This is a genomic window from Bradyrhizobium sp. Unk1 (assembly GCF_059512345.1).
Window position 1 is genome coordinate 107,613 of the sequence record NZ_JCAMOP010000016.1, and the last position, 22,031, is coordinate 129,643.

Genomic DNA, 22,031 nt, shown 5'->3' on the forward strand with positions numbered 1-22,031 from the left:
GGCGAGCGACCGCTAAGCGGTCGCCCGCGCCCGCCGGACATCCGGCGGGGTCGCCTCGTCCACCAGCGCGGCGATCGCCTCCGCGGTCGTCATCACCTTCTGGCCGTCGCTGCCGAGCCGGCGGACCGAGACCGACTGCGTCTCGGCCTCCTTCTTCCCGCACACGAGCAGCGCCGGAATCTTGGCCAGCGAGTGCTCGCGGACCTTGTAGTTGATCTTTTCGTTGCGCAGGTCGATCTCGGCCCGAAGCCCCGCGCGCCGGACCTGTTCCAGCACCTGCTTGGCATACTCGTCGGCCTCCGAGGTGATGGTGGTGACCACCACCTGCACCGGCGACAGCCAGAGCGGGAAATTGCCGGCATAGTGCTCGATCAGGATGCCGATGAAGCGCTCCATCGAGCCGCAGATCGCGCGGTGCACCATCACCGGCGCCTTTTTGCCGCTGTCATGGTCGATATAGAACGCGCCGAACCGCTCCGGCAGGTTGAAGTCGACCTGCGTGGTACCGCACTGCCAGTCGCGGCCGATGGCGTCGCGCAGCACATATTCGAACTTCGGCCCGTAGAAGGCGCCTTCGCCCGGATTGATCTCGGTCTTGATGTGATTGTTCTGCGACTGGATCTCGCGCAGCACCGTCGCCATCACGCGCTCGGCGTGATCCCACATCGCATCGGTGCCGACGCGCTTCTCGGGCCGGGTCGAGAGCTTCACCGTGAGATCGCCGGTGAAGCCGAAGTCGGCGTAGGTCGACAGAATGAGATCGTTGATCTTGAGGCACTCGTCGGCGAGCTGGTCTTCCATGCAGAAGACGTGCGCGTCGTCCTGGGTGAAGCCGCGCACGCGCATCAGGCCATGCATGGCGCCGGAGGGCTCATAGCGATGCACCACGCCGAACTCGGCGAGGCGGAGCGGCAGGTCGCGGTAGCTCTTCAGGCCGTGCTTGAAGATCTGCACGTGGCCGGGGCAGTTCATCGGTTTCAGCGCAAACCAGCGCTTGTCCTCGGCCTCGTCGCCTGCCGACTGCGCTGCGAACATGTTCTCGCGATACCAGCCCCAATGGCCCGAGGTCTCCCACAAGGACTTGTCGAGGATCTGCGGCGCATTGACCTCGCTATAGTCGCCGGCGAGGCGCCGGCGCATATAGGCGATCAGCTGCTGGAAGATGGTCCAGCCCTTGGCGTGCCAGAACACGACGCCCGGACCTTCTTCCTGGAAGTGGAAGAGGTCGAGCTCGCGCCCGAGCTTGCGATGGTCGCGCTTTTCGGCCTCCTCGATCTGCTTCAGATAAGCGTCGAGGTCCTCCTGCTTCGCGAACGCCGTGCCGTAGATGCGGGTCAGCATCGGGTTGTTGCTGTCGCCGCGCCAATAGGCGCCGGCCACCTTCATCAATTTGAAGGCGTTGCCGACCTTGCCGGTCGAGGTCATGTGCGGGCCGCGGCAGAGATCGAACCAGTCGCCCTGGTAGTAGATCTTGATCGGCTCGTTGCCGGGAATGGCGTCGACCAGCTCGACCTTGAACGCCTCGCCCTTGTCGCGGAACACCTGCTTGGTCTTTTCGCGGTCCCAGACTTCCTTGGTGAAGGGTTTGTCGCGCGCGATGATCTCGCGCATCTTCTTCTCGATCGCGGCAAAGTCTTCCGGCGTGAACGGCTCGTTGCGGAAGAAATCGTAGTAGAAGCCGTTCTCGATCACGGGACCGATGGTGACTTGCGTGCCTGGCCACAGCGTCTGCACGGCTTCGGCGAGCACGTGCGCGCAGTCGTGGCGGATCAGCTCGAGCGCGCGCGGATCGTCGCGGTTGATCAGCTCGATCTTGGCATCGGCTTCGATGGGATCGTCGAGGTCGGCGACCACACCGTCGAGCGCCATCGCGACCGTGCGCTTGGCCAGCGACGGCGAAATGCCCTTTGCGATCTCGAGGCCGGTGATGCTCTTGGCGTATTCGCGCCGGGCGCCGTCGGGGAAGGTGAGGGTGATCTTTTCCGGCGGGGTCACGGGTCTCAGATTGCTGAGGCTATATTGAAAGCCGGATTCGGATTTGGGCTGGTCGGTCATGCTTTTCTCCTGAGGCTCACTCCTGCGAACGAGCGCAGGTAAGCGGGAACGAGCGATATATCAGGCGATTCGGCCTGTGCAATCCGGCATTTCCAAGAAAGTGGCGCGCAAAAGCTTGGGCGATGCTCCAACTATTTCGCACCGCGCCCTTTAACTGGTCGCAGGCCTGCTCTACATGCACTTGCATGGAAAATCCGCCCGTCGCCGGCCGTTTCACGCCGACCGCCCTGATGCTCGGCAATCTCGTCACCGGTTGCTCGGTGCTGGCGCCGGCGGGCATGCTGCCGGAATTGTCGACCGGGCTCGGCATCACCATCCATGCCGCGGGGCTCCTGATCACCTTCGGCGCGATTATTCTGTGCATCGGCTCGCCGCTGACGGCGTGGCTGACCAGCCGCATCGAGCGGCGGACGCTGCTTGTGACCACGCTTGCGGTGCTCGCCCTTGGCAATCTCGCCTCGGCATTTGCCCCTGACTACACGAGCCTGCTCATCATTCGCCTGCTGATGCTGGCGGTCGGCGCACTCTACACGCCGCAGGCTGCGGGCACGGCGGCGCTGATCGTGCCGGTGAAGCGGCGCGGCAGCACCATCGCCTACATCTTTCTCGGCTGGTCGTTAGCTGCGGCCGTCGGTCTTCCGCTGATCACTTTCATCGCCAGCCGCTATGGCTGGCGCGCGGCCCATGGCGGGATCGGCGCGCTCGGTTGCATCAGCTTCCTGTTGTTGCTGCTGCGCCTGCCGGCGGGCCTGAAGGGCACGCCTGTTGACCTGAAGACCTGGAGTGCGGTCGGCCGCAGCAGGACGATCCTGCTGCTGCTTGCGATCACGATGCTGCAAATGTCCGGGCAATTCGTGGTGTTCACCTTCATGGGTCCGCTGCTCAAGAAGCTGACCGAGGCGAGCCCGGATGCAATCGGCATGGTGTTCGGCATCTACGGCGTTTGCGGTTTCCTCGGCGTCGTCATCGCGACCCGCATCGTCGACACCTGGGGACCCTATCGGACGTCGTTGCTGTTCACCTCCCTGCTGCTTGCAGGCATCACCGGCTGGGCGCTCGGCGCGGGGAGCCTGGTGTTGATGGCGCTCGCGGTCGCGATCTGGGGCCTCGGCTTTGCCTCGACCAATTCGATGCAGCAGGTGCGGCTGGTCGCGGCTGCGCCGCCGCTCGCATCGGCGACCGTCGCGCTCAACACCTCCGTCCTCTATGTCGGCCAGGCTGTCGGCTCCGCCATCGGCGGGCTGCTGTTCGCCCGCGAACTGCTGCATCCGCTTGGTTTCGTCGCGGTCGGCTTCGTCGTCCTGGCGCTGATCCTCGTGGTCCTGACCCGGCCCAGGCCGGCCGCCGCCGCCACGGCCTGAAGTGCGTTTTCGTGTGCGCAAGGTGCTTGGCAAACCGCGCGCGGGAGCGCTAGAAGGCGAGGCATGGGGACCAAAGAGAGTTGACTGACATGAGGATGATTCTGGCGGTTGCCGCGGTGCTCTATTCAGCCTCCGCGTTTGCACAAACCGACAAGCCACCGATGGTGGGGGACAAGCAGTTGGTGCAGGTCAAGCCGAAAGGGACCAAGGAGGCCGCGGCCAAGCCGGCTGCGGCGCCGAAGGGCAAGCCGCAGTCGATCGCGGCACGGCTCCAGGCCTGCCTCGACCTCGATGACGGCACCAAGGACCGGCTCAACTGCTACGATGCGGTGATCGCGCCGGCGCCGAAGCCGAAGCCGGCGAAGGCCAAGGGATACGCCGATTGCCGGTTCTTCAAGGAAGAGGACGAGCGTCTGGCCTGCTTCAACGGTTTTGCCGAGAGCATTCCGAAGCTGCCCAAAACCTGAACGTCAAGACCTGACCATCAAGACCTGAAGATCAAGAGCCGAGATCTGGAAGCCGGACGGCTAGTCGCTGATCCGGCTCAGTACGGCCCTGAAGGCAACGCCCGGCACTTGCAGCGCGGTGCCTTCGAATTCCGCTGTGTCGCCGTCTTCCCGGCCGGCGAGCGTCAGCGTGATGCGGTCGTGCCCGAACAGCGGCTTGAACGACGGATCGTCGTTGTAGCGCTCGGTCGAGATCTTGACCTTGATGCTGTCGCCTTCGCCCGTGTAGGTGCCGATGAACGCGAAAGCGGAATTGCCGCCGCGCATCTTGCCCTCAGTCACATAGACGACGCCGCAGCCGGTTCCGTGAAGCGTGTGGAAGTCGACCTTGTACAGTCCCTGACGCACGACTTGTCCCCGAAGAATTCAAAACAACTTGGCCGGCAAATTATGATCGTTGCCGGCGGAAGCAATCCGGTCGGTCCCGGGGATGTCGGCCATCAACATCACATTTTGATCAAAGCCTGCGGCAATTGCGGGCAGCGCGCTCAAATGCCGGCGCGCGCAATATCGGTTAGCGGCTCGATGCGGCTGGATTGGTTGATGCAACGCGCGTCAGCGCCAGCGCCGGCGTCGCCGACATCTTCACCAGCACGTCCTTGAGCGGGTCCCGGGTCCAGGCGCGCGTCACATAATCACGATGTGTGATGCCGTCGCCGGTTTCGACGAACACCACGCTGCCGGGCCGGAGCGGGCCGTCCATGTCCTCGGAGACGCTGATGCCCTTTTGCCGCAGCATGCTCATCAGCTCGCGGTCGCGCCGCGCGGTGTAGCGGGTGTAGGAGCTGACGAAGAAGCCGGAGCGGTGGCTCTCGATCCAGGAGGCGAACTTGTCCATTTCGCCGTAGACGGCATCGAGCAGGACGACGCCGCGGACGCGGTCGCTGATGCCGCCGACCTCGAGGCTCCAGGCCGTCGGCAGGAAGCCGCCGCTGTAGCCGACGATCACGATCGGCATGTTGGCGAAGGCGCGGGCGTTGTTGGGATCGCCGGTGAGCCGGGCCAGATGGGTCGCCGACTCTTCCATGAAGCGCTTGAGGCCGCCCGCCTGCCAGAACTTGCCGGCGCTGGAATCGGCGGCATCGACCGCCATCTGCGGCGCCAGCAGGATGGCGTTGGCGCCGGAATCGGTGACCTGCTGCGGTACGAGTTGGCGGTCGCGCACGTCGCGCTCCAGCGTTGCGCCGTTGCCGTGGAAGAACACCACGATCACGCCCGGCTTGCGCACGTCGAAATGCTCGGGCACGTGCATCAGCACGCGGCTGTCGCTGTAGGTCTCATCCTGCCAGTAGACGCGCCCGGAATAACTGCGGTGGCCGCGGCGATCGCCCTTGGAGATGTTGAGGAACGGTGCGTCGGAGGCGGGGTTGTTGCCGAAATAGGGGAAGGCCGACGATTTCAAGCTGACGAGCGTCGTCAGGTCTTCACGTGCCGGACGATGGTAGGGGACGTGCGGTGCGAGTGAGGCGACCTTGTACGGCGCCTGCTCCGGCTGAGGCTGCTGCTGGACGGCGCGTTTGGGCGAGAAGTCCGACATCTGCCGCTGCAGAAGACTCTCGCTCGCCGACGGGAAGCGCTCCTTGAATTGCGGGGCGGGGAAGCGATCCTCGAATGTGTCGCTGCTTGCGACCTGAGGATTGGTCTTCGCTACGATTTCGACGTTGGCCTGCGAGTTCGCCGCGAGCGCCGCCGGGTTGGAGGCCTTGCCGCATTGAACCAGCGTGAGCGACAGCGGCACCAAGGCTGAGATCAGCGCGATCCGGAGCGCGCCACTGCGCGCGCCGGACAGCGTCCGATCAGCACGAATGTCAGCTCTCAATTTCGGAGCGGCCCCGACCATCCACCCATGACCCCAAGTCATGTCCACAAGCCCAGCGGCGATATTCAAGCTAATTGAGCCGACTGGCGTTTAGGCGACGTTAAGTGTCCGGAGAAACTTCCCCACATCCGGAATGCTCAAAAGGACCATGCAATCGTGTCCTGATTGTGGGGGTGCGAAACGGGATTCTCCGGTGTTCACGGGGCCTTATTACCCAGGATCGTGCACAAGAGGTGCCGCAATACCGATTGCGTACGCCTCATTTAACCCTTGTTAACCCTGCTTGAATTGACTGGACCAGACTGCACGATGCTCCTCACGAGACGTGACGCCTGAGGTTGAGGACCCCGATGACGGCATCAGATGCGGGACCCGCGCCCTGGACTGGCCGGCTGACGAGGAGCGGGCCGGGGGTCTCCGTTCTGGTCGCAACCGCCATCGTTGTTGCCGACATGATCGGGGTCGGCGTCTTCACCAGCCTCGGCTTCCAGGTCAAGGACATCCCCTCCGGCTTCTCGATCCTGTTGCTCTGGACCATCGGCGGCATCGTCGCGCTGTGCGGAGTGTTCTCCTACAGCGAGCTCGGCGCCATGTTTCCGCGCTCGAGCGGCGAGTACAATTTCCTCGGCCGCGCCTATCATCCCGCCTTCGGCTTTCTCGCCGGCTGGGTCTCGGCGACGGTTGGCTTCGCAGCGCCCGTCGCGCTTGCGGCGATGGCGTTCGGTGAATACGCGAAATCGGTCGTCCCCGATCTGCCGCCGATCCCGCTTGCCATCGGCGTGGTGTGGCTGGTCTCGATCGTGCAATTGACCGGCGTCAGGCACTCCTCGACCTTCCAGCTGATCTCGACCATCCTCAAGGTCCTGCTGATCGTCGCCTTCCTGCTCGCCGGCTTCGTCATCGGCACGCCGCAGCCGATTGTCTTCACGCCGCAGCCGGGTGATCTCGCGTATATCGTCAGTGCGCCCTTCGCGATCGGGCTCGTCTTCGTGATGTACTCGTTCTCGGGCTGGAATGCCGCGACCTACATCATCGGCGAGATGAACATGCCGCAGCGCGATCTGCCGCGCGCGCTGCTTGCGGGTACGCTGATCGTGCTGGTTCTGTACGTGGCGCTGAATGCGGTGTTCCTCTATTCCACGCCGGTCAGTGCGCTCGCCGGCCAGCTCCATGTTGCCAGCGTCGCCGGCAGCGCGATCTTCGGCAGCCTCGGCGGCCGGATCGTCGGTGCGATGATCTGCGTCGGCCTGGTCTCCTCGATCAGCGCGATGATGTGGATCGGCCCGCGCGTGATGATGACGATGGGCGAGGACATTCCGGCCCTGCGCGTGTTCTCGAAGCGATCGGTGAGCGGCGCGCCGGCCTATGCCATCCTGTTTCAGCTTGCCGTCGCCAATCTGCTGCTGTTTACGCGCAGCTTCGAGGCGGTGCTCGACTTCATCCAGTTCGCGCTGCTGTTCTGTTCGTTCTTCACGGTCGCCGGCGTCATCAAGCTGCGCATCACCGATCCCGACCTGCCGCGGCCCTATCGCGCCTGGGGATACCCGTTCACGCCGCTGGTTTTCCTGCTCGTGACCGCGTTCATGATGTACTACCTGTTCACCGAGCGGCCGGTGCAGTCGCTGGCGGGGATGCTCCTCATGCTCTCGGGTCTGTTGATCTACGCTGTTTTCCGCAGGCGGCCGGTCGCCGCTGGCAATTCATCACACCGCGAATAGACATGTTTCGACCCATGAGAATTGCGGCCGTCGCTCTTGCCCTGCTGGCCGCGGCCGTCTCGTCTGCACGCGCCGCCGACGTCACCTTCGATGATACCGCGCGCTTTCTCGCGGGCATGCAGCCTTCGCCGGACTCGCCGCTGGTGGCGCTCACCAAGGACCCGGGCTGGCAGCGCCACGCAAAATTCTTCGACGGCGCCTTCGCCCAGCTCGAGCAGCGGCAGCTCTCGAAGATCCGCGATTGGGCCGACGTCAATCTGGCCGCGCCCCGGCCGACCATGTTCTACTTGTTCAGCGGCCCCGACTTCCTCTACGCCAACGCGTTCTATTCCAAGGCCAGCACTTACGTGCTCGGTGCGCTGGAGCCGGTCGGCGCGGTGCCTGACCTGACACGGCTGCCGCGCGGCTCGGTCGGTGCCGCGCTCTACAATGTCGAGCGTTCGCTCGGCTCGATTCTGAGCTTCTCCTTCTTCATCACCAAGCACATGAAGGTCGACCTGCACGCCAACCAGGTCAACGGCACCTTGCCGATCCTCTATGTCTTCCTCGCGCGCTCCGGCAAGACCATCCGAAATGTCGAGATGATTGCGCTAGACGACAAGGGTGGGGTGCATACGGGAGGCGACAATCCGGGACGGAACGCGACGCGCGGTGTCCGCATCACCTTTGCCGGAAGCGACGGCGAGGCGCGCACGCTGTACTATTTCTCGACCGATCTCTCCAATGCCGGCGCGCGGGCCGCAGGCTTCCTGAAGTTCTGCGAGACGCTCGGCCCCGGCAACAGCCTGCTCAAGAGCGCGTCCTATCTCCTCCACAAGGGCGACTTCACCGTCGCTCGCAATTGGCTGCTTGCCAACAGCGCGACCATCATCCAGGACGATTCCGGCATTCCGCTCGCGAACTACAATGCGCAACAGTGGCGGTTCTTCCCGTTCGGCCGCTATCTCGGACCGATCGACGAATTCCCCGGCCGCCACCAGGCGCGCTACGCCGAACTGTTCACGCGCGCCCAGCCGATCGATTTCGGCGTCGGCTATCGCTGGCGGACGCATGAATCGAACTTGCTGCTGTCGGTGAGGGTGCCGGGAAGCGAGACCGCGCCGGCTGCGGAGAACACCTCGTCCGCCGAGCCGTCGCCAAGGCCGCCGCGTCCGAAGCGGCTACGTCCGCCCGAGTCGATCCCGCCGCCGCCCGGGCGCTTTTTCTGGTTTCGTTAGGTTGCCTGTTGAGGCGGGTGTCAGGGGCTCCGGGCGATGACAACCACCCGTACGAATGCGAACGCCATCTGATGGTATGTCGCCAAACCCGATGCGGGTCGGCCGGTGCTCGATCTCTAACGTCCAGTCTACCAGTGCACGCTCTGGCTCGGCACGATGAAGGCCGTGGTGCTCGGCGCCGTGGCAAGGCTCGTCGCCAGATACCAGCCGGAGCCGACCACGAGCACCAGCAGCGCGATGATGGCAATCATGTCGAGGGTTCTGGGATCATGATGACGCCCGCGGTGACCAAGATTTGGCCCAAACTTGAAGTGAAAATGAGGGCTGATTTTCCAGCGCATTCTTGTTTCCTCCCGTGGGAGCATCACAACAACGCGAGAGGGAAGTTCCGGTTCCATTCAAGGCAGCGTTGCGCAAAGCACCGCGGCGTTCCTGGTCATATTCAGGATGCGTTGACGCCGCGCCAGCGGCCATAGCGCCAGGGCAGATACCAGCGCGCCCCTTGCGGTGCGGCGGGGGGGACGTTGTCGATGCCCGAGGTGCCGAAAGGATTGCAGCGAAGCAGTCGCGCGAGCGTCATCCAGCCGCCGGCCCACAGCCCGAACCGTTCGATCGCCTCGTCGCCATAGACGGAGCAGGTCGGCAGGTGCCGGCAATTGTAGCCGACCAGCGGCGAGAGCGTGTGGCGGTACAGCCAGATCAGTGCGCGGCCGAATCGGCGCGGGAGCCGGAGAGCGCCCTCGATGGGAGTGGAACAGTGCTCGCAGGCTGAATGCTTCATGGGCGCTGTGCTGCGATCGTGAGCGAGGTATTGCGCGGTTCCGGCGCAGGGAACTGCAAGTTGTTGTTTCTGCGCCATATTTATCGTGCTTTTTGGGAGCAGTGCAGCAAGTACCTGTGGACGATCTGTATTCCCCCGGATACCATTTTTATGACGTCCGTGTGTAGAAACATACGCCCGTATGATGGACTCAGAGGGCGCTGCCGAGGATTGTTGGGGGACCTTTGGGGCTTGGGGAAGGAACCAGATTGAGACTTCTGAACTCCCTTGATCGACGCGGTTGGTTGTTGCTTGGGGCCGCCGCACTTGGCGTCACGCTCTTCGGAGCTGTCGCCACGACCGGCACAACGGCTCATGCCGGTGCCGCCCTCGAAGAGCGCAAGCTGCCGATGAAGTTCAACTGGGTCGCCTGCGACCCGAACTGCCGCGGCTGGGTCAGCGCGGTCGGCATCATCACCGCTGATACGCCGAGGGATTTCGAGGAGTTTTCGCGCGGACGACAGCTTGGCGGCGCGACCGTGGTGCTCGATTCCAGCGGCGGTTCCGTCAACGACGCGATCACGCTCGGCCGGCGCTTCCGCAATCTCGGACTTTCGACCACCGTCGGCATCAGCGTTCAGAACCGCGGCGGGCAGTCGGCCCGTCCGGCGGTTGCGCCCGAAGCCTATTGCGAATCCATGTGCGTGTTCCTGCTGCTGGCCGGCAAGAAGCGCTACGTGCCGGAAGCTGCTCATGTCCGGGTCCACCAGATCTGGATGGGCGATCGTGCCGACGATGCCAAGGCGGCGAGCTACAGCGCGCAGGACCTGATGATCGTGGAGCGCGACATCGGCCGGCTCGCCAAATACACGTTCGATATGGGCGGGGCCGGCGACCTGCTCTCGCTCGCGCTCAGCGTGCCGCCGTGGGAAGATCTGCACGAGCTGGATACTGGCGAGCTGAAGCTCACCAATCTCGTGACCACGAACCTGGTGGCCGACGTGCTGCCGCATGTGGACGTCGCGGCGCCCGCGGTGGCGGAACTCGCGCCGAAGACGCAGGCGAGGTTCGGCGCGGAAGCGGAACAGCAACCCGTCAAGTCGACCAAGACGGCGGAAGCCATGGTGCCGACCGGCGCGGCGCCAAGCGCGGGTTCGCAGAAGTAAGATTTCCCTGATCGCCATCCCCGGCGCGTCGCAAGGTGACGACGCCGGAATTCAGATGTCGCAGCGCGAGAATCCGGGTTCGCGCCGGAATGACCTCGACCAAATCAGCCCTGCGCCGCGGCCGGCTGCTTGGCTTTCGCCTCGATCTGGCCGATGGCATCGACCACGGCATCGAAGGTCAGGAGGGTCGAGGCGTGGCGCGCCTTGTAGTCGCGGACCGGCTCGAGGAATTTGATCTCTTCCCATTTGCCTTCAGGAGGCGCGCCGTTCTCCTTGAGCATCTTGCGAACGGTTTCGCGTAACTCGCGGAGTTCGCTTGCGGTCGAGCCGACGATGCGACTTGCCATGATGGATGAAGAGGCTTGTCCGAGGGCACAGGCCTTCACGTCATGGGCGAAGTCGGTGACCTTTTCGCCCTCCATCTTGAGGTCGATCTTCACGGTCGAGCCGCACAGTTTGGAGTGGGCGGTGGCGGTGGCGTCGGGGTCCGGCAGCCGTCCGAGGCGTGGAATATTCCCGGCCAGTTCGATGATCCGCTTGTTATAGATGTCGTTCAGCATGTGATGGAGTCCAACACTTCCGCACCGGATCGGCCTTGGCGGGCGCCGTCCAGGGTCCTATATAGGGGCGGAACTGGCGGAAAAACAGTCCAGCGGTGCGGCGGCAGCGGTCCAGATCCGCGCTGCCAGCGTGATGACCCAAAGGGCCTTTTTTCGTCAAAACTGTTCTCTTCAGGCGTCCGGCGGCTTGCCGCCCCGTCTGCCGGTGACACTCCGGCCGCGAGGCCGTCGAACGGAGTAGACATGGACGCTACGATCAAATCCATCCGCCCGGGCAAGCCCTCCGACCGCCAGCCCGAGAGCCGCCCGGCTGAGCTCGACCCTGCCGAATTCCTCGCGGCCGCCGTCCGCGCCGACCAGCCGCGCCCCGCGCGCGCAGAGGCGGAAGCGGCGGTGAAGACGCTGCTCGCCTATATTGGCGAGAACACCGCGCGCGAAGGTTTGCTCGACACGCCGCGCCGTGTGGTCGAGGCCTTCGACGAGCTCTATCAGGGCTACCACCAGTGCCCGGCCGAGGTGCTCGACCGAACCTTCGGCGAGACGGCCGGCTATGACGACTTCGTGCTGGTGCGCGACATCGAGTTCACCTCGCAGTGCGAGCATCACATGATGCCGTTCTACGGCAAGGCGCACATCGCCTATACGCCGGTGGAACGCGTCGTCGGCCTGTCGAAGCTTGCGCGCCTGACCGACATCTTCGCCCGCAGGCTCCAGACCCAGGAGCACATGACGGCGCAGATCGCGGCGGCCATCGATGAGATCCTCAAGCCCCGCGGCGTTGCCGTGCTGATCGAGGCCGAGCATACCTGCATGTCGGTGCGCGGCGTTGCCAAGCATGGTGCCTCGACCTTCACCAGCCGCTTCACCGGCATGTTCCGCGACAATCCGGCGGAGCAAGCCCGTTTCCTGTCCCTGGTGCGAGGCACGACGCGCTGACCTCGCGAAGGTCTGTTTCCGCGTCATGCTCCAAGCGAGGACGCCCGTGTCCGCTCACTCCCATGAGATCGAGGAAGGTCTCGCCTTCCTGCCCAGGTTCGACACTGCCGGCCTCGTGACAGTCGTCGCGACCGACGTCGCCACCGGCGACGTGCTGATGGTCGCGCACATGAACGACGAGGCGCTGCGCAAGACGATTGCGACCGGCGAGGCCTGGTACTTCAGCCGCTCGCGCAATGCCTTGTGGCGAAAAGGTGAGACGTCGGGTCAGACCCAGCGCGTGGTCGAGATCCGCACCGATTGCGACCAGGACGCGGTCTGGATCCGTGTCGAGCAGATTGGCGCGGCCTGCCACACCGGCCGCCGGTCCTGCTTTTACCGCAAGGTCGAGGCCGAGGGCGGCGGCGCCAAGCTCGTCTTTGTCGATGCTGACAGGTTGTTCGATCCGGACGCCGTCTACAAGAAATAGCCCGTCGTTATACGCGGGGCGGGCCGGAATGACGGCGAGGGGCCAGATTAACCCCGCATTAACCATACCTGTCCCACGGTGAGACGATAGGCGCCGAATTGCCGGCGTCGCTCAACGCCGCACGGGGCGGGCACTCCATCATGTCGGTCGACAATTCCAGTGCCTCTCAGACGACGGGTCTCGATCCGTCGCGGGCACGCGTCGCCGGCGCGATCAAGCAGGTCTCCAACCGGACGGGCGTCAGCTTCCAGTACATGCTGACGACCGCCAAGATGGAATCGGATTTCGATCCGACGGCGGAAGCCACCACGTCGTCCGCGCACGGGCTCTACCAGTTCATCGACCAGACCTGGCTGGGTACGGTGAAGGAGGCGGGCACCCAGCTCGGCTATGGCAATTATTCCGACGCCATCACCAGGACGTCGTCGGGCAGCTACGCGGTCGATGATCCCGCCATGAAGCGGTCGATCATGAAGCTGCGCGACGATCCGGAAGCCGCCTCCACCATGGCGGCAGCGCTGACGCAGTCGAACAGTTTCAAGCTCACCGGACTGCTCGGCCGCAGGCCGTCTGACAGCGAACTCTACATGGCCCATTTCATGGGTGTCGGCGGCGCCGCAAAGCTGATCGCCAATGCCGAAGACAATCCGCAAGGGGTCGGTGCGCGGCTGTTTCCGAACGCGGCCTCCGCCAACCGCTCGATCTTCTACGCCAGGGACGGCCGCGCACGCAGCGTCTCCGAGGTCTATTCGGTGCTCGACGCGCGCTACGCCAGCGCGGCGAATTCGAAGACGACCCGCAGCGCAATGGCGATGTATGGCGGCACGCCATCTACGACGCAGGTCGCAAGTGCCAATGGCGTGCAGCCCACCGCGCCTGTCATCGACAACGCCGCTTACCTGCAGACATTTCCAGAAGCGCGCGGCGTGACGCCGGTGAGTGCGATGTCGTCGTCAACGGTTGCGGACAACACGCCGATCACACCCGCATTCCGCTCGATCTATCAGCCCGGCGATACCACGCAGCCGGTTTCGACCACGGTGCAGAAATTGTGGGGCAACAACGCCTCGCTTGCCTCGATCGCATCGGCGACGCCCGACGTGCGTCCGCCGCAACCGCTCGATCTCTTCAGCGATCGCAGCGGGACGTTCTCGAGCTGATGTCGTCGCGCGAATAACCCGCTCTCGTGTCCCGGACGCGTGGCGGGCGGCTTTGTTCCCTTAACAAAACGTCAATAAAACCAGCCGGTTATGGTGAACGCTTTGTTAAGCGTCGTGGTTTATTTTGTGTTGCAGGTGACAAGCCGTCACCGCTTCGTCTTCGTTGCGTAAGCCGGAAGCACCATGATCGTTCGGCAGTTTATCAATTGGATCAGGACGGCGCCCGCCGGCGAGCGGGCCGAGGCGACGCGGGCATTGGCCCGGGCCTGGCTGATCTCAGACCTTTCCCATGACGACCGTATCGCGGCCGAAGGCGCGCTCCTGATGCTGCTCGACGATCCCTCGCCGCTGGTGCGGCAGGCGATGGCCGAGGCCTTTGCGCGCAGCACGGATGCGCCGGCGTCGATCGTGCGGGCGCTGTCGGCGGACCAGCCGACCGTCGCGCTGCCCGTGCTCGAACATTCGCCGCTGCTGATCGACGCCGATCTCGTCGACATCGTCGCAACCGGCAATGACGAGGTGCAATGCGCGGTCGCCCGCCGCATCGCGTTGCCGGTGTCGGTCTGCGCCGCCATCGCCGAAGTCGGCTGTGCTGCGGCAGCCCTCGAGCTGATCGAAAATCCGCACGCGGAGCTTGCACCGTTCTCCTGGAATCGCATCGTCGAGCGTCACGGCCATCTCGCCGCGATCCGCGAGGCGATGCTGGTGCTGGAGGATCTGCCGTCGGCCACGCGTGCCGCGCTGGTGGCCAAACTTTCCGAAACCCTGGCGCAATTCGTCGTCGCGCGGAACTGGCTGAGCGCCGACCGTGCCGAGCGCGTGACGATCGAGGCGCGCGACCGCTCCACCATCAACATCGCGGCGCGCACGCGCGGCGAAGACATGCAGGGCCTGGTGCATCATTTGCGCGTCACGGGCCAGCTCACCGCGGGCCTGATCCTGCGCGCGCTGCTGTCGAGCAATCTCGATCTGTTCGATGCGGCAATCGCCGAACTCGCCGACCTGCCGCTGGCACGCGTCTGCGCGCTGCTGCACGACCGTGGCGGCAACAGCCTGCACGCGCTGCTCCGCCGCGCCGGACTTCCCGAGGCGACCTTTGCGGCGTTCCAGGTCGCGCTCGATGCCTGCCACGAGCAAGGTTTTGTCGATACCGACGACGGCGCGGCGCGGCTGCGCCGGCGCATGGTCGAGCGCGTGCTCACCCATTGCGAAACCGACCGCGGCGCCACCGAACCGCTGATGGTCCTGCTCCGCCGCTTTGCCACGGAATCCGCGCGCGAAGAGGCAAGGCTGTTCTGCGACGAGCTCGCCGCGGATGACGCGCTTGATCCGGTGTATGACGATCTGATTGCGGCATAACGAGATGCCGTAGGGTGGGCAAAGGCGCAAAGCGCCGTGCCCACCATCCATCAATGATAGCGACAGGTGGTGGGCACGCTCCGCTTTGCCCACCCTACGATGCTGATTGTGGCGATAGAGCACCCCCACACTCCGTCATTGCGTCGCTACGCTCGCAATGACGAGAGAAGAGAGCCGGGGCGCTACTCCGCCGGCGCGATGCTCGGTGCCAAAATCACCTCGAGATGCTCGGGGCGGTCGCGGTTGACGTCGGCGAGATAGTCGTCGGCGACCTTGCGCAGGCGGCGGCTGAGCTCGGCCGAGACGCTGATGCTGTCGAGCTTGGTGTTTTCATGCACGATGGCGAGGATGGCGTTGATGTGGTGCGTGAACAGCTCGGCCGGCACCTTGTCGAGATCGGGCGCGTGCTCGATGACGCGGCACAGGCTCTCCGCAACTCCCGCCGCCGCCGGATAGCCGAACGTCGCAGCGTCGCCCTTGATGTCGTGCGCGGCGCGGAACAGCTCGTCGCGCCGCTCCTTCGTGAAGCCCTCATGGCGGATAGCAACATAAGCGGCCGACAGACGATTGACCTCGGTGGTCATCCAGTCCTTGAACTCACTGGAGAGGCCCGCGAGCGCCTGCTCGGCGCGGGCGACCGGATCGTCCAAATCCTTTTCTTCGACCCGGCGCAGAACCTTGCGCAGCGGATTGGGCTGCGTGATCACTTGGTGCGTGGCGAAGGCCGTGACCTCGATGTCCTTTGCGCCGTTCTTCGCCATGATGTCTGCCCCGATCGTGTGAGACGTTGCGCTAGATGGAGGAACGAGCCTTGTCGAGCAGCGAGGGTTGCTGGAGCACCTCGTGCTTTTCGCCGACGCGGCGCTCGGGGCCCATATAGGCGGAGTTGGTGTTGCGGCGCCGGTCCGGACCGAAATAGGTCTTGGTCTTGATGAAGGGCCGGGGATTGGCGACGACGTTGAGGATGCGCTGGTAGAGGCCCTTTGCGGAGATCGGCTTGGCCAGGAATTCGGTGACGCCGGCATCGCGCGCGACCGTGACGCGGCGCTTCTCGGAATGACCGGTCAGCATGATGATCGGCGCGTAGGGATTGCCCTTGGATTCTGGCTGCCGGATCATCTGCGCAAGCTCGAGCCCGTCGAAGATCGGCATCGCCCAGTCGGTGATGACGATGTCGGGCACGTAATGGCTGTACATTTCCAGCGCGGTGGCGCCGTCTTCGGCCTCGTAAACCTCGCGCGCGCCGAAGGAGTGCAGCAGCGTCCGCAGGATGCGGCGCATGTGCGGATTGTCGTCGCAGACGAGGAAGCGCAGCTTGTTGAAATCGATGCGGAACATGACGCCTGGGCCGGAGCGGTCAACTTTCGTTAACCATATCGCAGCGGGGGTTAAGGAAGGGTTGCCGCCGGCATTTCGCGGAGTACGCGACGAGGGAAGAAGTAAATATCGTAATTCCGCCATTTTTTATTGTAAAACGATAAAAATATGCAATTGAATGGGAGCTAATCCGATGAGCGTCGTCGCGTTTCCTTTTCCTGCGCCGGTCGAGCCGCGGTTGCGGCGCATCGGACGGATCGTGGCCGTCGGCGCGCTCCTGTGCGTCGCCGGCGCTGTGCTTGCGGTGCCGCTGCTCTGGTCGAGCGACGAGATGCTCCGGCACTGGATCGCGACCCAGTCTCCGCTGGGGGCGCGGCCCTTCACGCTCAATTTCGGCACGCGCCTCGCCGGCGCCCTGATCAGCCTGATCGGACTTGCGCCTGTCCTCTACGCCTTGTTGCAGCTCTCGATGCTGTTCTCCCGTTTCGCGCGCGGCGAGGTCTTCGTGACCGACAACGCCTGGCGCATCCGCCGGATGGGCCTCGCGCTGATCGTCAACGCGCTGATGTCGCCGCTGGTGCAGATGCTCACCACGATCAACCTGACGCGCGCCAACCAGCCCGGCCAGCTCGTGGTCATGTTCGGCATCGAGCAGTCGCATGTGCTGTCGGTGCTGAGCGGCCTCGCGCTCGTCGCGTTCGCAACCGTGATGGCCGATGCCGTTCGCATGTGGCACGAGAACAGCGAGATCATCTGACCATGCCGATCATCGTCAACCTCGACGTCATGCTCGCCAGGCGCAAGATCAGGTCGCGCGAGCTTGCCGCGCGCATCGAGCTCACGGAGGCGAACGTCTCCCTGCTGAAGTCAGGCAAGGTGCGCGGCATCCGCTTCGACACGCTGGAGCGGATCTGCGCCGTGCTCGACTGCCAGCCCGGCGATATCCTGGAATATGTCCCCGACAGCGCGGACGACGCGCTGGAGCCGCGCGGGGCCGGCCGGAAATCGGCTTAGCCAATCCTTCAAGTCCAGATTGGAGATGCCTGCGATGAACCGCCCTGCGCGCGTTCTTGCGAGCGCGGCTGCGCTCATGCTTGCCGGTTGCAGCTCGGTGCCGCTGACATCGATCCCGCCGCTTGCCCGCATCGATGCCAGGACGACGGATCTGTCGGTGCTGCGCGTCGCCGTGCAGTTGCCCGACGTGCTGCGGCCACGTTCGGGCGGCGTCAAGCTCGACGTCGTCACCAAAGTAGCCGGCGAGGCCGAGACCAAGACGAGCTTCGCCATGATGGAGATGAGCGACCCGCGAGATCGCGCCGGCCTGCCTGCGCCGCCGCAGGGCTCCTCAACCTACGCCTATCGCTTGTCGCCGGGCGATGCTGCGCGCTTCGAGGCGCTGCGTGCGTCGATGGTCGAGCAGGGGAAGCAAGGCAAACGCGGGTCGATGGGACTCGGCGTGGCAGCCAAGGAATTCTGTCGCGCCAACGCGGCGCCGCAGGCATCGCTGGCTGTCACGATCTATCTGATGACATCGGAGACGAAGAGCTTCGTTCCCGTCGTCAGGGATTTTGATCTGCTCGGTGATCCCGCCATGGCGGACGGCCTGGAATCGATTCAGTCTTGCGGCCAGTGATCCGCGCCGGCGCTCAGGAGCCGAACTGCTCGCGCAGGATGCGTTCTTCCAGGCTGTGGCCGGGGTCGAACAGCATGCGCATCGAGATAGTCTTGTCGGACAGGACCTCGACGCGGCGGACGTCGCGCACCTCGTCATGGTCGGCCACAGCAGCCACCGGGCGCTTGTCGCCCTCCAGCACCTCGATCACGACGTAAGCCGTGTTGGGCAGGAGCGCGCCGCGCCAGCGGCGCGGGCGGAAGGCGCTGATCGGCGTCAGCGCCAGCAGCGCGGCGTTGATCGGCAGGATCGGTCCCTGCGCGGACAGATTGTAGGCGGTTGAGCCGGCGGGCGTCGCGACCATGATGCCGTCGGCGATCAACTCGGGCATGCGCTCGCGCTCGTCGATCAGGATCCGGAGGCGCGCGGCCTGGTAGGTCTGCCGGAACAGGGCGACCTCGTTGATGGCGTGATGCAGGTGGACGCGGTCATTGACGTCGGTCGCGCGCATCAGGAGCGGGTTGATCTCGGATTCCTGCGCCGCCTCGAGACGGGCGCGAAGGTCGACCGTCGAGTATTCGTTCATCAGGAAGCCGACGGTGCCGCGGTGCATGCCGTAGATCGGTTTGCCCGAGTGCATGTTCTGGTGCAGCGTCTGGAGCATCAGTCCGTCGCCGCCGAGCGCGACCACGACATCGGCGTCCTTCGGGGCGCAATTGCCATAGTCCCGGGTGAGCTGGCCGAAGGCGGTTTGCGCCTCGCTGCTTGGGCTTGCGACAAAGGCGATCCGGTTGTATCGCGCTGGCTTGGTCATGGCTTCCGGGCAGGGCCGCTGGCTGGAGAAAGTTCCGCCGGGCTCGTCTATACGACCTGGGCCTCCATTGTCGAGAAGGACCGCTCTTCAAGGCAAACAGCGTCCGTCCCGATTCAGGGCAAATCCGGGTCGGTTTGTGCCCGCGCGGCTTCTTCAGGCGCCACTGGGCCGGTTATCCCCCAAACCGTCGCAATTTCTCGCTAGCCTTTCGATGCTCGCCGGCTCTCGCAGCCGGACAAGGAGAACGATCATGGTCATGCGTTTGCCGGCGCTCCGCCGCGCGGCCCTGGTACTGGCGGTGTCGACTTTCGCGCTCGCGGGATTTGCCCGCGCGGACGATCCGCCGCAGCCGCGCGCCGAGACGACGGCCCCGGCGGGACAGAAGGGTGGGCGCGGCGGCAACACGCCAGGCGCGTCACAGGGTTCATCGTCCGCCGCCGAGCCGCATCGCCTTCCGTCGGATTCGACCACGAAGCAGACGCTCGATCTGCCGGGCCGTGCACTTGACTTCACTGCGACGGCCGGCTCGGCCCGCGTGTTCGACGGCAAGGGTGAGCCGCTCGCCGACATCGCCTATACGTCCTATGAGCTCGATGGTGCCGACCGCGCGACGCGCCCCGTGACGTTCCTGTTCAACGGTGGTCCCGGCGCGTCCTCGGCATGGCTCCAGTTCGGCGCTGCGGGTCCGTGGCGGCTGCCGCTCGATGGCGAAGCCCTGTCGCCGTCCGCCTCACCCGAGGTGAAGCCGAATGCGGAGACGTGGCTCGACTTCACCGATCTCGTCTTCATCGATCCCGTCAGCACCGGTTACAGTCGCTTCGTTGCCAGCGGCGAGGACGCGCGCAAGTCCTTCTACTCCGTCGACGGCGACGTCAATTCGATCGCGCTTGTGATCCGCCGCTGGCTGGAGAAGCACGACCGGCTGACCTCGCCGAAATATGTCGCCGGCGAAAGCTATGGCGGCATTCGCGGGCCGAAGGTCGTTCGCCAGTTGCAGCTCCAGCATGGCGTCGGCGTCAGGGGATTGATCCTGGTGTCGCCGCTCCTGGACTTCCGCGAGTTCACCGGCACCAGCCTCCTGCAATATGTCGCGACGCTGCCGAGCTATGTCGCGGTGGCGCGCGAAGCCAAGGGGCCGGTCAAGCGCGCCGATCTCGCCGACGTCGAGGCTTACGCGCGGGGCGAGTTCCTGGCCGACCTCGTCAAGGGCGAGGCGGACAAGGAGGCCACCAATCGCCTTGCCGACAAGGTCGCCGAGCTCACCGGGATCGACCAGGCCGTGAGCCGTCGGCTCGCCGGCCGTTTCGACGTCGGCGAATTCCGCCGCGAGTTCGACCGCAAGAACGGCAAGGTGACGGGGCGCTACGACGCCTCGGTGCGAGGCTATGATCCCTATCCGGATTCGAGCAGCTCCCGGTTCGGCGATCCCTCGGGCGATGCGCTCCAGGCGCCGCTGACGAGTGCGGCGGTCGATGTTCTCACGCGCAAGCTCAACTGGCGGCCGGATGGCTCCTATGAAGTCCTCAACGGCGCCGTCGAGGGCAATTGGGATTTCGGTCGCGGCATCAACCCGCCGCAGTCGGTGTCGGAGCTGCGCCAGATCCTCGCCACCGACGGAAAGCTGAACGTGCTGGTCGCGCACGGCCTGTTCGATCTCGCCACGCCCTATTTCGGATCGAAGCGGGTGCTCGACCAGCTCCCGGCGTTCGCGACGCAGCGGGTCAAGTTCGTCGTCTATCCCGGCGGCCACATGTTCTATTCGCGCGACGGCTCACGGCAGGCGTTTCGGAGCGAGGTCGAGGCTCTTATCCGAGAGTAGGCCGCCGCTTGCGCGGCGGATATCGCCGCGCGATTTCGCGCGCGACGACGCGCTCCGGCTTGATATTGGCGCCGGCGATCCAGATGTCGCTGACCTTGCCGCGCTTGTCGCGGACGCGGCGCACCGGCTCGCCATGGCTCGAATAGCCCGCGGCCCAAGCGAGCTTGCCGGTGTCCCGGCCGGTGACCTCGATCTCGGCGGAATCCATGAACGGGTTGTTGAACTGCGGATTGGCGATCAGCACACGGTTGCCCACAGGCACGAAATCGGTCGCGCCCCAGATCGTCCACCAGCGGCCGGTCCAGTCGCGCACGCGGCGATCGGGCGCGCCGCGGGTCTTGAAGACACGCAGGATCTGCATCGCGCCATCCATCCAGAACGGCGCCGCGCCGTCGATCGAGTTGCTGAGGATGCTGATCGCGAGCTCGCAAGCGGGGATGGAGCAGGTCCGGGAGATGTAGCCCTGGAATCCGCCGCCATGGCCGAACCAGTCCCAGCCGTCGGTCTTGCCGGCGTTGACGCCGAGACCGTAATAGCCCTCGAAACTCTGCGGGACACGCCAATGGTTTCGCGTCATCTCGCGGCGGCTCGCGACCGACAGCACGCTCTTTCTTGCATTAGGCGCGAGCTGGGCGAAGAAGCGGGCCGTGTCGGCGGCCGTAGCGACGAAGCCCGCGGCCGATGCCATCGCATGGGCCGGATTATCGCCGGGGATCACGCATCGCTCGCCCAGCGGCAGCTTTCGCGTATGACCGCGCGCGAACAGCGCGCCCTTGGGAAGCGGCGCATTCGGTTCGGTCTCGCGCAGGCCTGCGGGCTCGATGATCTCGCGCTTGATCCAGGCGGAGTAGGGCTCCTTCGACACGGCTTCGATGACGAGGCCGAGCAGGCCAAAGCCGTGGTTGGAGTATTTGAAGCGTGTCCCCGGCTCGATCGCGGTCGGCAGCTTCAATTCCGCGAGCAACTCGCTGGCGTTGAGATAGGGGCGGTTGTCGATGAACTGCCCGGAATCGGCGCCATCGCGCGTCAGCCCCGCGCTGTGCGAGAGCACCTGCGCAATCGTCGTTTCCGCGACGCCTGGATGCAGGCCGCCGACATATTGGCCGATCGTGTCATCGAGCCGGAGCTTGCGCTGCTCGCGCAGCTTCATGATGCCCGCGGAGGTAAAGCTCTTCGAATGCGAGGCGATGCGGAAGCGGTGGCGCGGGGTGAGTTTCTCGCCGGTGTCGAGATTGGCAAGGCCGAACGCATGTTCGGCCGCGACCTCGCCGCGATGGGCGAATGCGACGATGACGCCGGGCTGTTGGAATGTCGTCTGTTGGAATTCGATCCAGGAGCCGATGTAGTCGATCGCGGATCGCAGCCACGTGTCCATTGCGCACC

Annotated in this window: 24 protein-coding genes; 13 read left to right on the top strand and 11 right to left on the bottom strand. The window is 64.9% G+C overall.

Translation table 11 applies throughout. From position 1 onward, the window contains the following. Positions 1 to 12 precede the first annotated feature (12 nt). Positions 13 to 2,055, bottom strand: coding sequence for a threonine--tRNA ligase (gene thrS, locus AC5ZFO_RS21850; RefSeq protein ID WP_282521142.1), 2,043 nt, complete (start codon positions 2,053 to 2,055; stop codon positions 13 to 15). Between the two features lie 185 nt (positions 2,056 to 2,240). Here thrS and AC5ZFO_RS21855 point away from each other — a divergent pair, with 185 nt between their 5' ends. Continuing rightward, on the top strand, positions 2,241 to 3,416 hold the full coding sequence (locus tag AC5ZFO_RS21855; protein WP_496122524.1) for an MFS transporter: 1,176 nt from the start codon (positions 2,241 to 2,243) through the stop codon (positions 3,414 to 3,416). An 89-nt stretch (positions 3,417 to 3,505) separates the two neighbouring features. Continuing rightward, positions 3,506 to 3,883 carry a hypothetical protein gene (locus AC5ZFO_RS21860; protein WP_282521140.1) on the top strand — a complete coding sequence of 126 codons (378 nt, stop codon included), beginning with the start codon at positions 3,506 to 3,508 and terminating at the stop codon, positions 3,881 to 3,883. 60 nt (positions 3,884 to 3,943) lie between these two features. Here AC5ZFO_RS21860 and AC5ZFO_RS21865 read toward each other — a convergent pair whose 3' ends face one another. From AC5ZFO_RS21865 to AC5ZFO_RS21875, 3 genes are read right to left on the bottom strand one after another with little or no spacing between them, the layout of a single operon-like run. Continuing rightward, positions 3,944 to 4,270 carry a hypothetical protein gene (locus AC5ZFO_RS21865; protein WP_496122525.1) on the bottom strand — a complete coding sequence of 109 codons (327 nt, stop codon included), beginning with the start codon at positions 4,268 to 4,270 and terminating at the stop codon, positions 3,944 to 3,946. An 18-nt stretch (positions 4,271 to 4,288) separates the two neighbouring features. Next, complete coding sequence (locus tag AC5ZFO_RS21870) at positions 4,289 to 4,414, bottom strand: hypothetical protein (RefSeq protein WP_282521138.1); 126 nt, start codon at positions 4,412 to 4,414, stop codon at positions 4,289 to 4,291. Between the two features lie 22 nt (positions 4,415 to 4,436). Beyond that, a complete protein-coding gene (locus tag AC5ZFO_RS21875) occupies positions 4,437 to 5,762 on the bottom strand; it encodes an alpha/beta hydrolase (protein ID WP_496122526.1) in 1,326 nt (441 codons plus the stop codon). 329 nt (positions 5,763 to 6,091) lie between these two features. Here AC5ZFO_RS21875 and AC5ZFO_RS21880 point away from each other — a divergent pair, with 329 nt between their 5' ends. After that, positions 6,092 to 7,459, top strand: coding sequence for an APC family permease (locus AC5ZFO_RS21880; RefSeq protein WP_496122527.1), 1,368 nt, complete (start codon positions 6,092 to 6,094; stop codon positions 7,457 to 7,459). A 2-nt stretch (positions 7,460 to 7,461) separates the two neighbouring features. Then, complete coding sequence (locus AC5ZFO_RS21885) at positions 7,462 to 8,676, top strand: hypothetical protein (protein ID WP_282521135.1); 1,215 nt, start codon at positions 7,462 to 7,464, stop codon at positions 8,674 to 8,676. Between the two features lie 128 nt (positions 8,677 to 8,804). On the opposite strand, the gene AC5ZFO_RS21890 is transcribed toward AC5ZFO_RS21885, so the two are convergent. Further along, complete coding sequence (locus AC5ZFO_RS21890; RefSeq protein ID WP_282521134.1) at positions 8,805 to 9,017, bottom strand: hypothetical protein; 213 nt, start codon at positions 9,015 to 9,017, stop codon at positions 8,805 to 8,807. Positions 9,018 to 9,118: 101 nt separating this feature from the next. Continuing rightward, positions 9,119 to 9,457 (bottom strand): membrane protein insertion efficiency factor YidD, encoded by a 339-nt coding sequence (gene yidD / locus AC5ZFO_RS21895; protein ID WP_282521133.1) that lies wholly within the window; start codon positions 9,455 to 9,457, stop codon positions 9,119 to 9,121. Positions 9,458 to 9,705: 248 nt separating this feature from the next. Between yidD and AC5ZFO_RS21900 the strand changes: the two genes are divergently transcribed. After that, entirely contained in the window at positions 9,706 to 10,602 is an 897-nt protein-coding gene (locus tag AC5ZFO_RS21900) for a COG3904 family protein (RefSeq protein ID WP_282521132.1), read from the top strand. A 104-nt stretch (positions 10,603 to 10,706) separates the two neighbouring features. Here the strand turns inward: AC5ZFO_RS21900 and AC5ZFO_RS21905 are convergent, their stop codons facing one another. Next, on the bottom strand, positions 10,707 to 11,162 hold the full coding sequence (locus AC5ZFO_RS21905; protein ID WP_496122528.1) for an iron-sulfur cluster assembly scaffold protein: 456 nt from the start codon (positions 11,160 to 11,162) through the stop codon (positions 10,707 to 10,709). A 243-nt stretch (positions 11,163 to 11,405) separates the two neighbouring features. Here AC5ZFO_RS21905 and folE point away from each other — a divergent pair, with 243 nt between their 5' ends. The 4 genes from folE (at position 11,406) to AC5ZFO_RS21925 (ending at position 15,086) form a co-directional block, all read left to right on the top strand. Continuing rightward, positions 11,406 to 12,098, top strand: a complete 693-nt coding sequence (folE, locus tag AC5ZFO_RS21910; protein WP_063982517.1) for a GTP cyclohydrolase I FolE — start codon at positions 11,406 to 11,408, stop codon at positions 12,096 to 12,098. Between the two features lie 46 nt (positions 12,099 to 12,144). Further along, positions 12,145 to 12,567 carry a phosphoribosyl-AMP cyclohydrolase gene (hisI, locus tag AC5ZFO_RS21915; protein WP_282521129.1) on the top strand — a complete coding sequence of 141 codons (423 nt, stop codon included), beginning with the start codon at positions 12,145 to 12,147 and terminating at the stop codon, positions 12,565 to 12,567. Between the two features lie 140 nt (positions 12,568 to 12,707). Next, positions 12,708 to 13,727, top strand: a complete 1,020-nt coding sequence (locus AC5ZFO_RS21920; protein WP_282521128.1) for a lytic transglycosylase domain-containing protein — start codon at positions 12,708 to 12,710, stop codon at positions 13,725 to 13,727. A 183-nt stretch (positions 13,728 to 13,910) separates the two neighbouring features. Beyond that, positions 13,911 to 15,086, top strand: a complete 1,176-nt coding sequence (locus tag AC5ZFO_RS21925; RefSeq protein WP_282521127.1) for a DUF2336 domain-containing protein — start codon at positions 13,911 to 13,913, stop codon at positions 15,084 to 15,086. Positions 15,087 to 15,268: 182 nt separating this feature from the next. Here AC5ZFO_RS21925 and AC5ZFO_RS21930 read toward each other — a convergent pair whose 3' ends face one another. Beyond that, entirely contained in the window at positions 15,269 to 15,847 is a 579-nt protein-coding gene (locus AC5ZFO_RS21930; RefSeq protein WP_282521126.1) for an Hpt domain-containing protein, read from the bottom strand. Between the two features lie 31 nt (positions 15,848 to 15,878). Further along, complete coding sequence (locus tag AC5ZFO_RS21935; protein WP_008549760.1) at positions 15,879 to 16,424, bottom strand: response regulator; 546 nt, start codon at positions 16,422 to 16,424, stop codon at positions 15,879 to 15,881. 172 nt (positions 16,425 to 16,596) lie between these two features. On the opposite strand from AC5ZFO_RS21935, the gene AC5ZFO_RS21940 reads away from it, so the two are divergent. From AC5ZFO_RS21940 to AC5ZFO_RS21950, 3 genes are read left to right on the top strand one after another with little or no spacing between them, the layout of a single operon-like run. Continuing rightward, positions 16,597 to 17,160, top strand: coding sequence for a DUF2975 domain-containing protein (locus AC5ZFO_RS21940; RefSeq protein WP_282521125.1), 564 nt, complete (start codon positions 16,597 to 16,599; stop codon positions 17,158 to 17,160). Between the two features lie 2 nt (positions 17,161 to 17,162). Beyond that, the gene (locus AC5ZFO_RS21945) at positions 17,163 to 17,417 is read left to right on the top strand and encodes a helix-turn-helix domain-containing protein (RefSeq protein WP_049807677.1); all 255 of its coding nucleotides are present in this window, start codon (positions 17,163 to 17,165) and stop codon (positions 17,415 to 17,417) included. Between the two features lie 34 nt (positions 17,418 to 17,451). Continuing rightward, on the top strand, positions 17,452 to 18,036 hold the full coding sequence (locus AC5ZFO_RS21950) for a hypothetical protein (RefSeq protein WP_282521124.1): 585 nt from the start codon (positions 17,452 to 17,454) through the stop codon (positions 18,034 to 18,036). Positions 18,037 to 18,049: 13 nt separating this feature from the next. Here AC5ZFO_RS21950 and AC5ZFO_RS21955 read toward each other — a convergent pair whose 3' ends face one another. Beyond that, positions 18,050 to 18,829 carry an NAD kinase gene (locus AC5ZFO_RS21955; protein ID WP_282521123.1) on the bottom strand — a complete coding sequence of 260 codons (780 nt, stop codon included), beginning with the start codon at positions 18,827 to 18,829 and terminating at the stop codon, positions 18,050 to 18,052. A gap of 250 nt (positions 18,830 to 19,079) precedes the next feature. On the opposite strand from AC5ZFO_RS21955, the gene AC5ZFO_RS21960 reads away from it, so the two are divergent. Then, complete coding sequence (locus AC5ZFO_RS21960) at positions 19,080 to 20,648, top strand: S10 family peptidase (RefSeq protein WP_282521122.1); 1,569 nt, start codon at positions 19,080 to 19,082, stop codon at positions 20,646 to 20,648. On the opposite strand, the gene AC5ZFO_RS21965 is transcribed toward AC5ZFO_RS21960, so the two are convergent. Continuing rightward, positions 20,635 to 22,023 (bottom strand): serine hydrolase domain-containing protein, encoded by a 1,389-nt coding sequence (locus AC5ZFO_RS21965; protein WP_282521121.1) that lies wholly within the window; start codon positions 22,021 to 22,023, stop codon positions 20,635 to 20,637. The two genes, AC5ZFO_RS21960 and AC5ZFO_RS21965, sit on opposite strands and share 14 nt — an antisense overlap. Positions 22,024 to 22,031 lie beyond the last annotated feature (8 nt).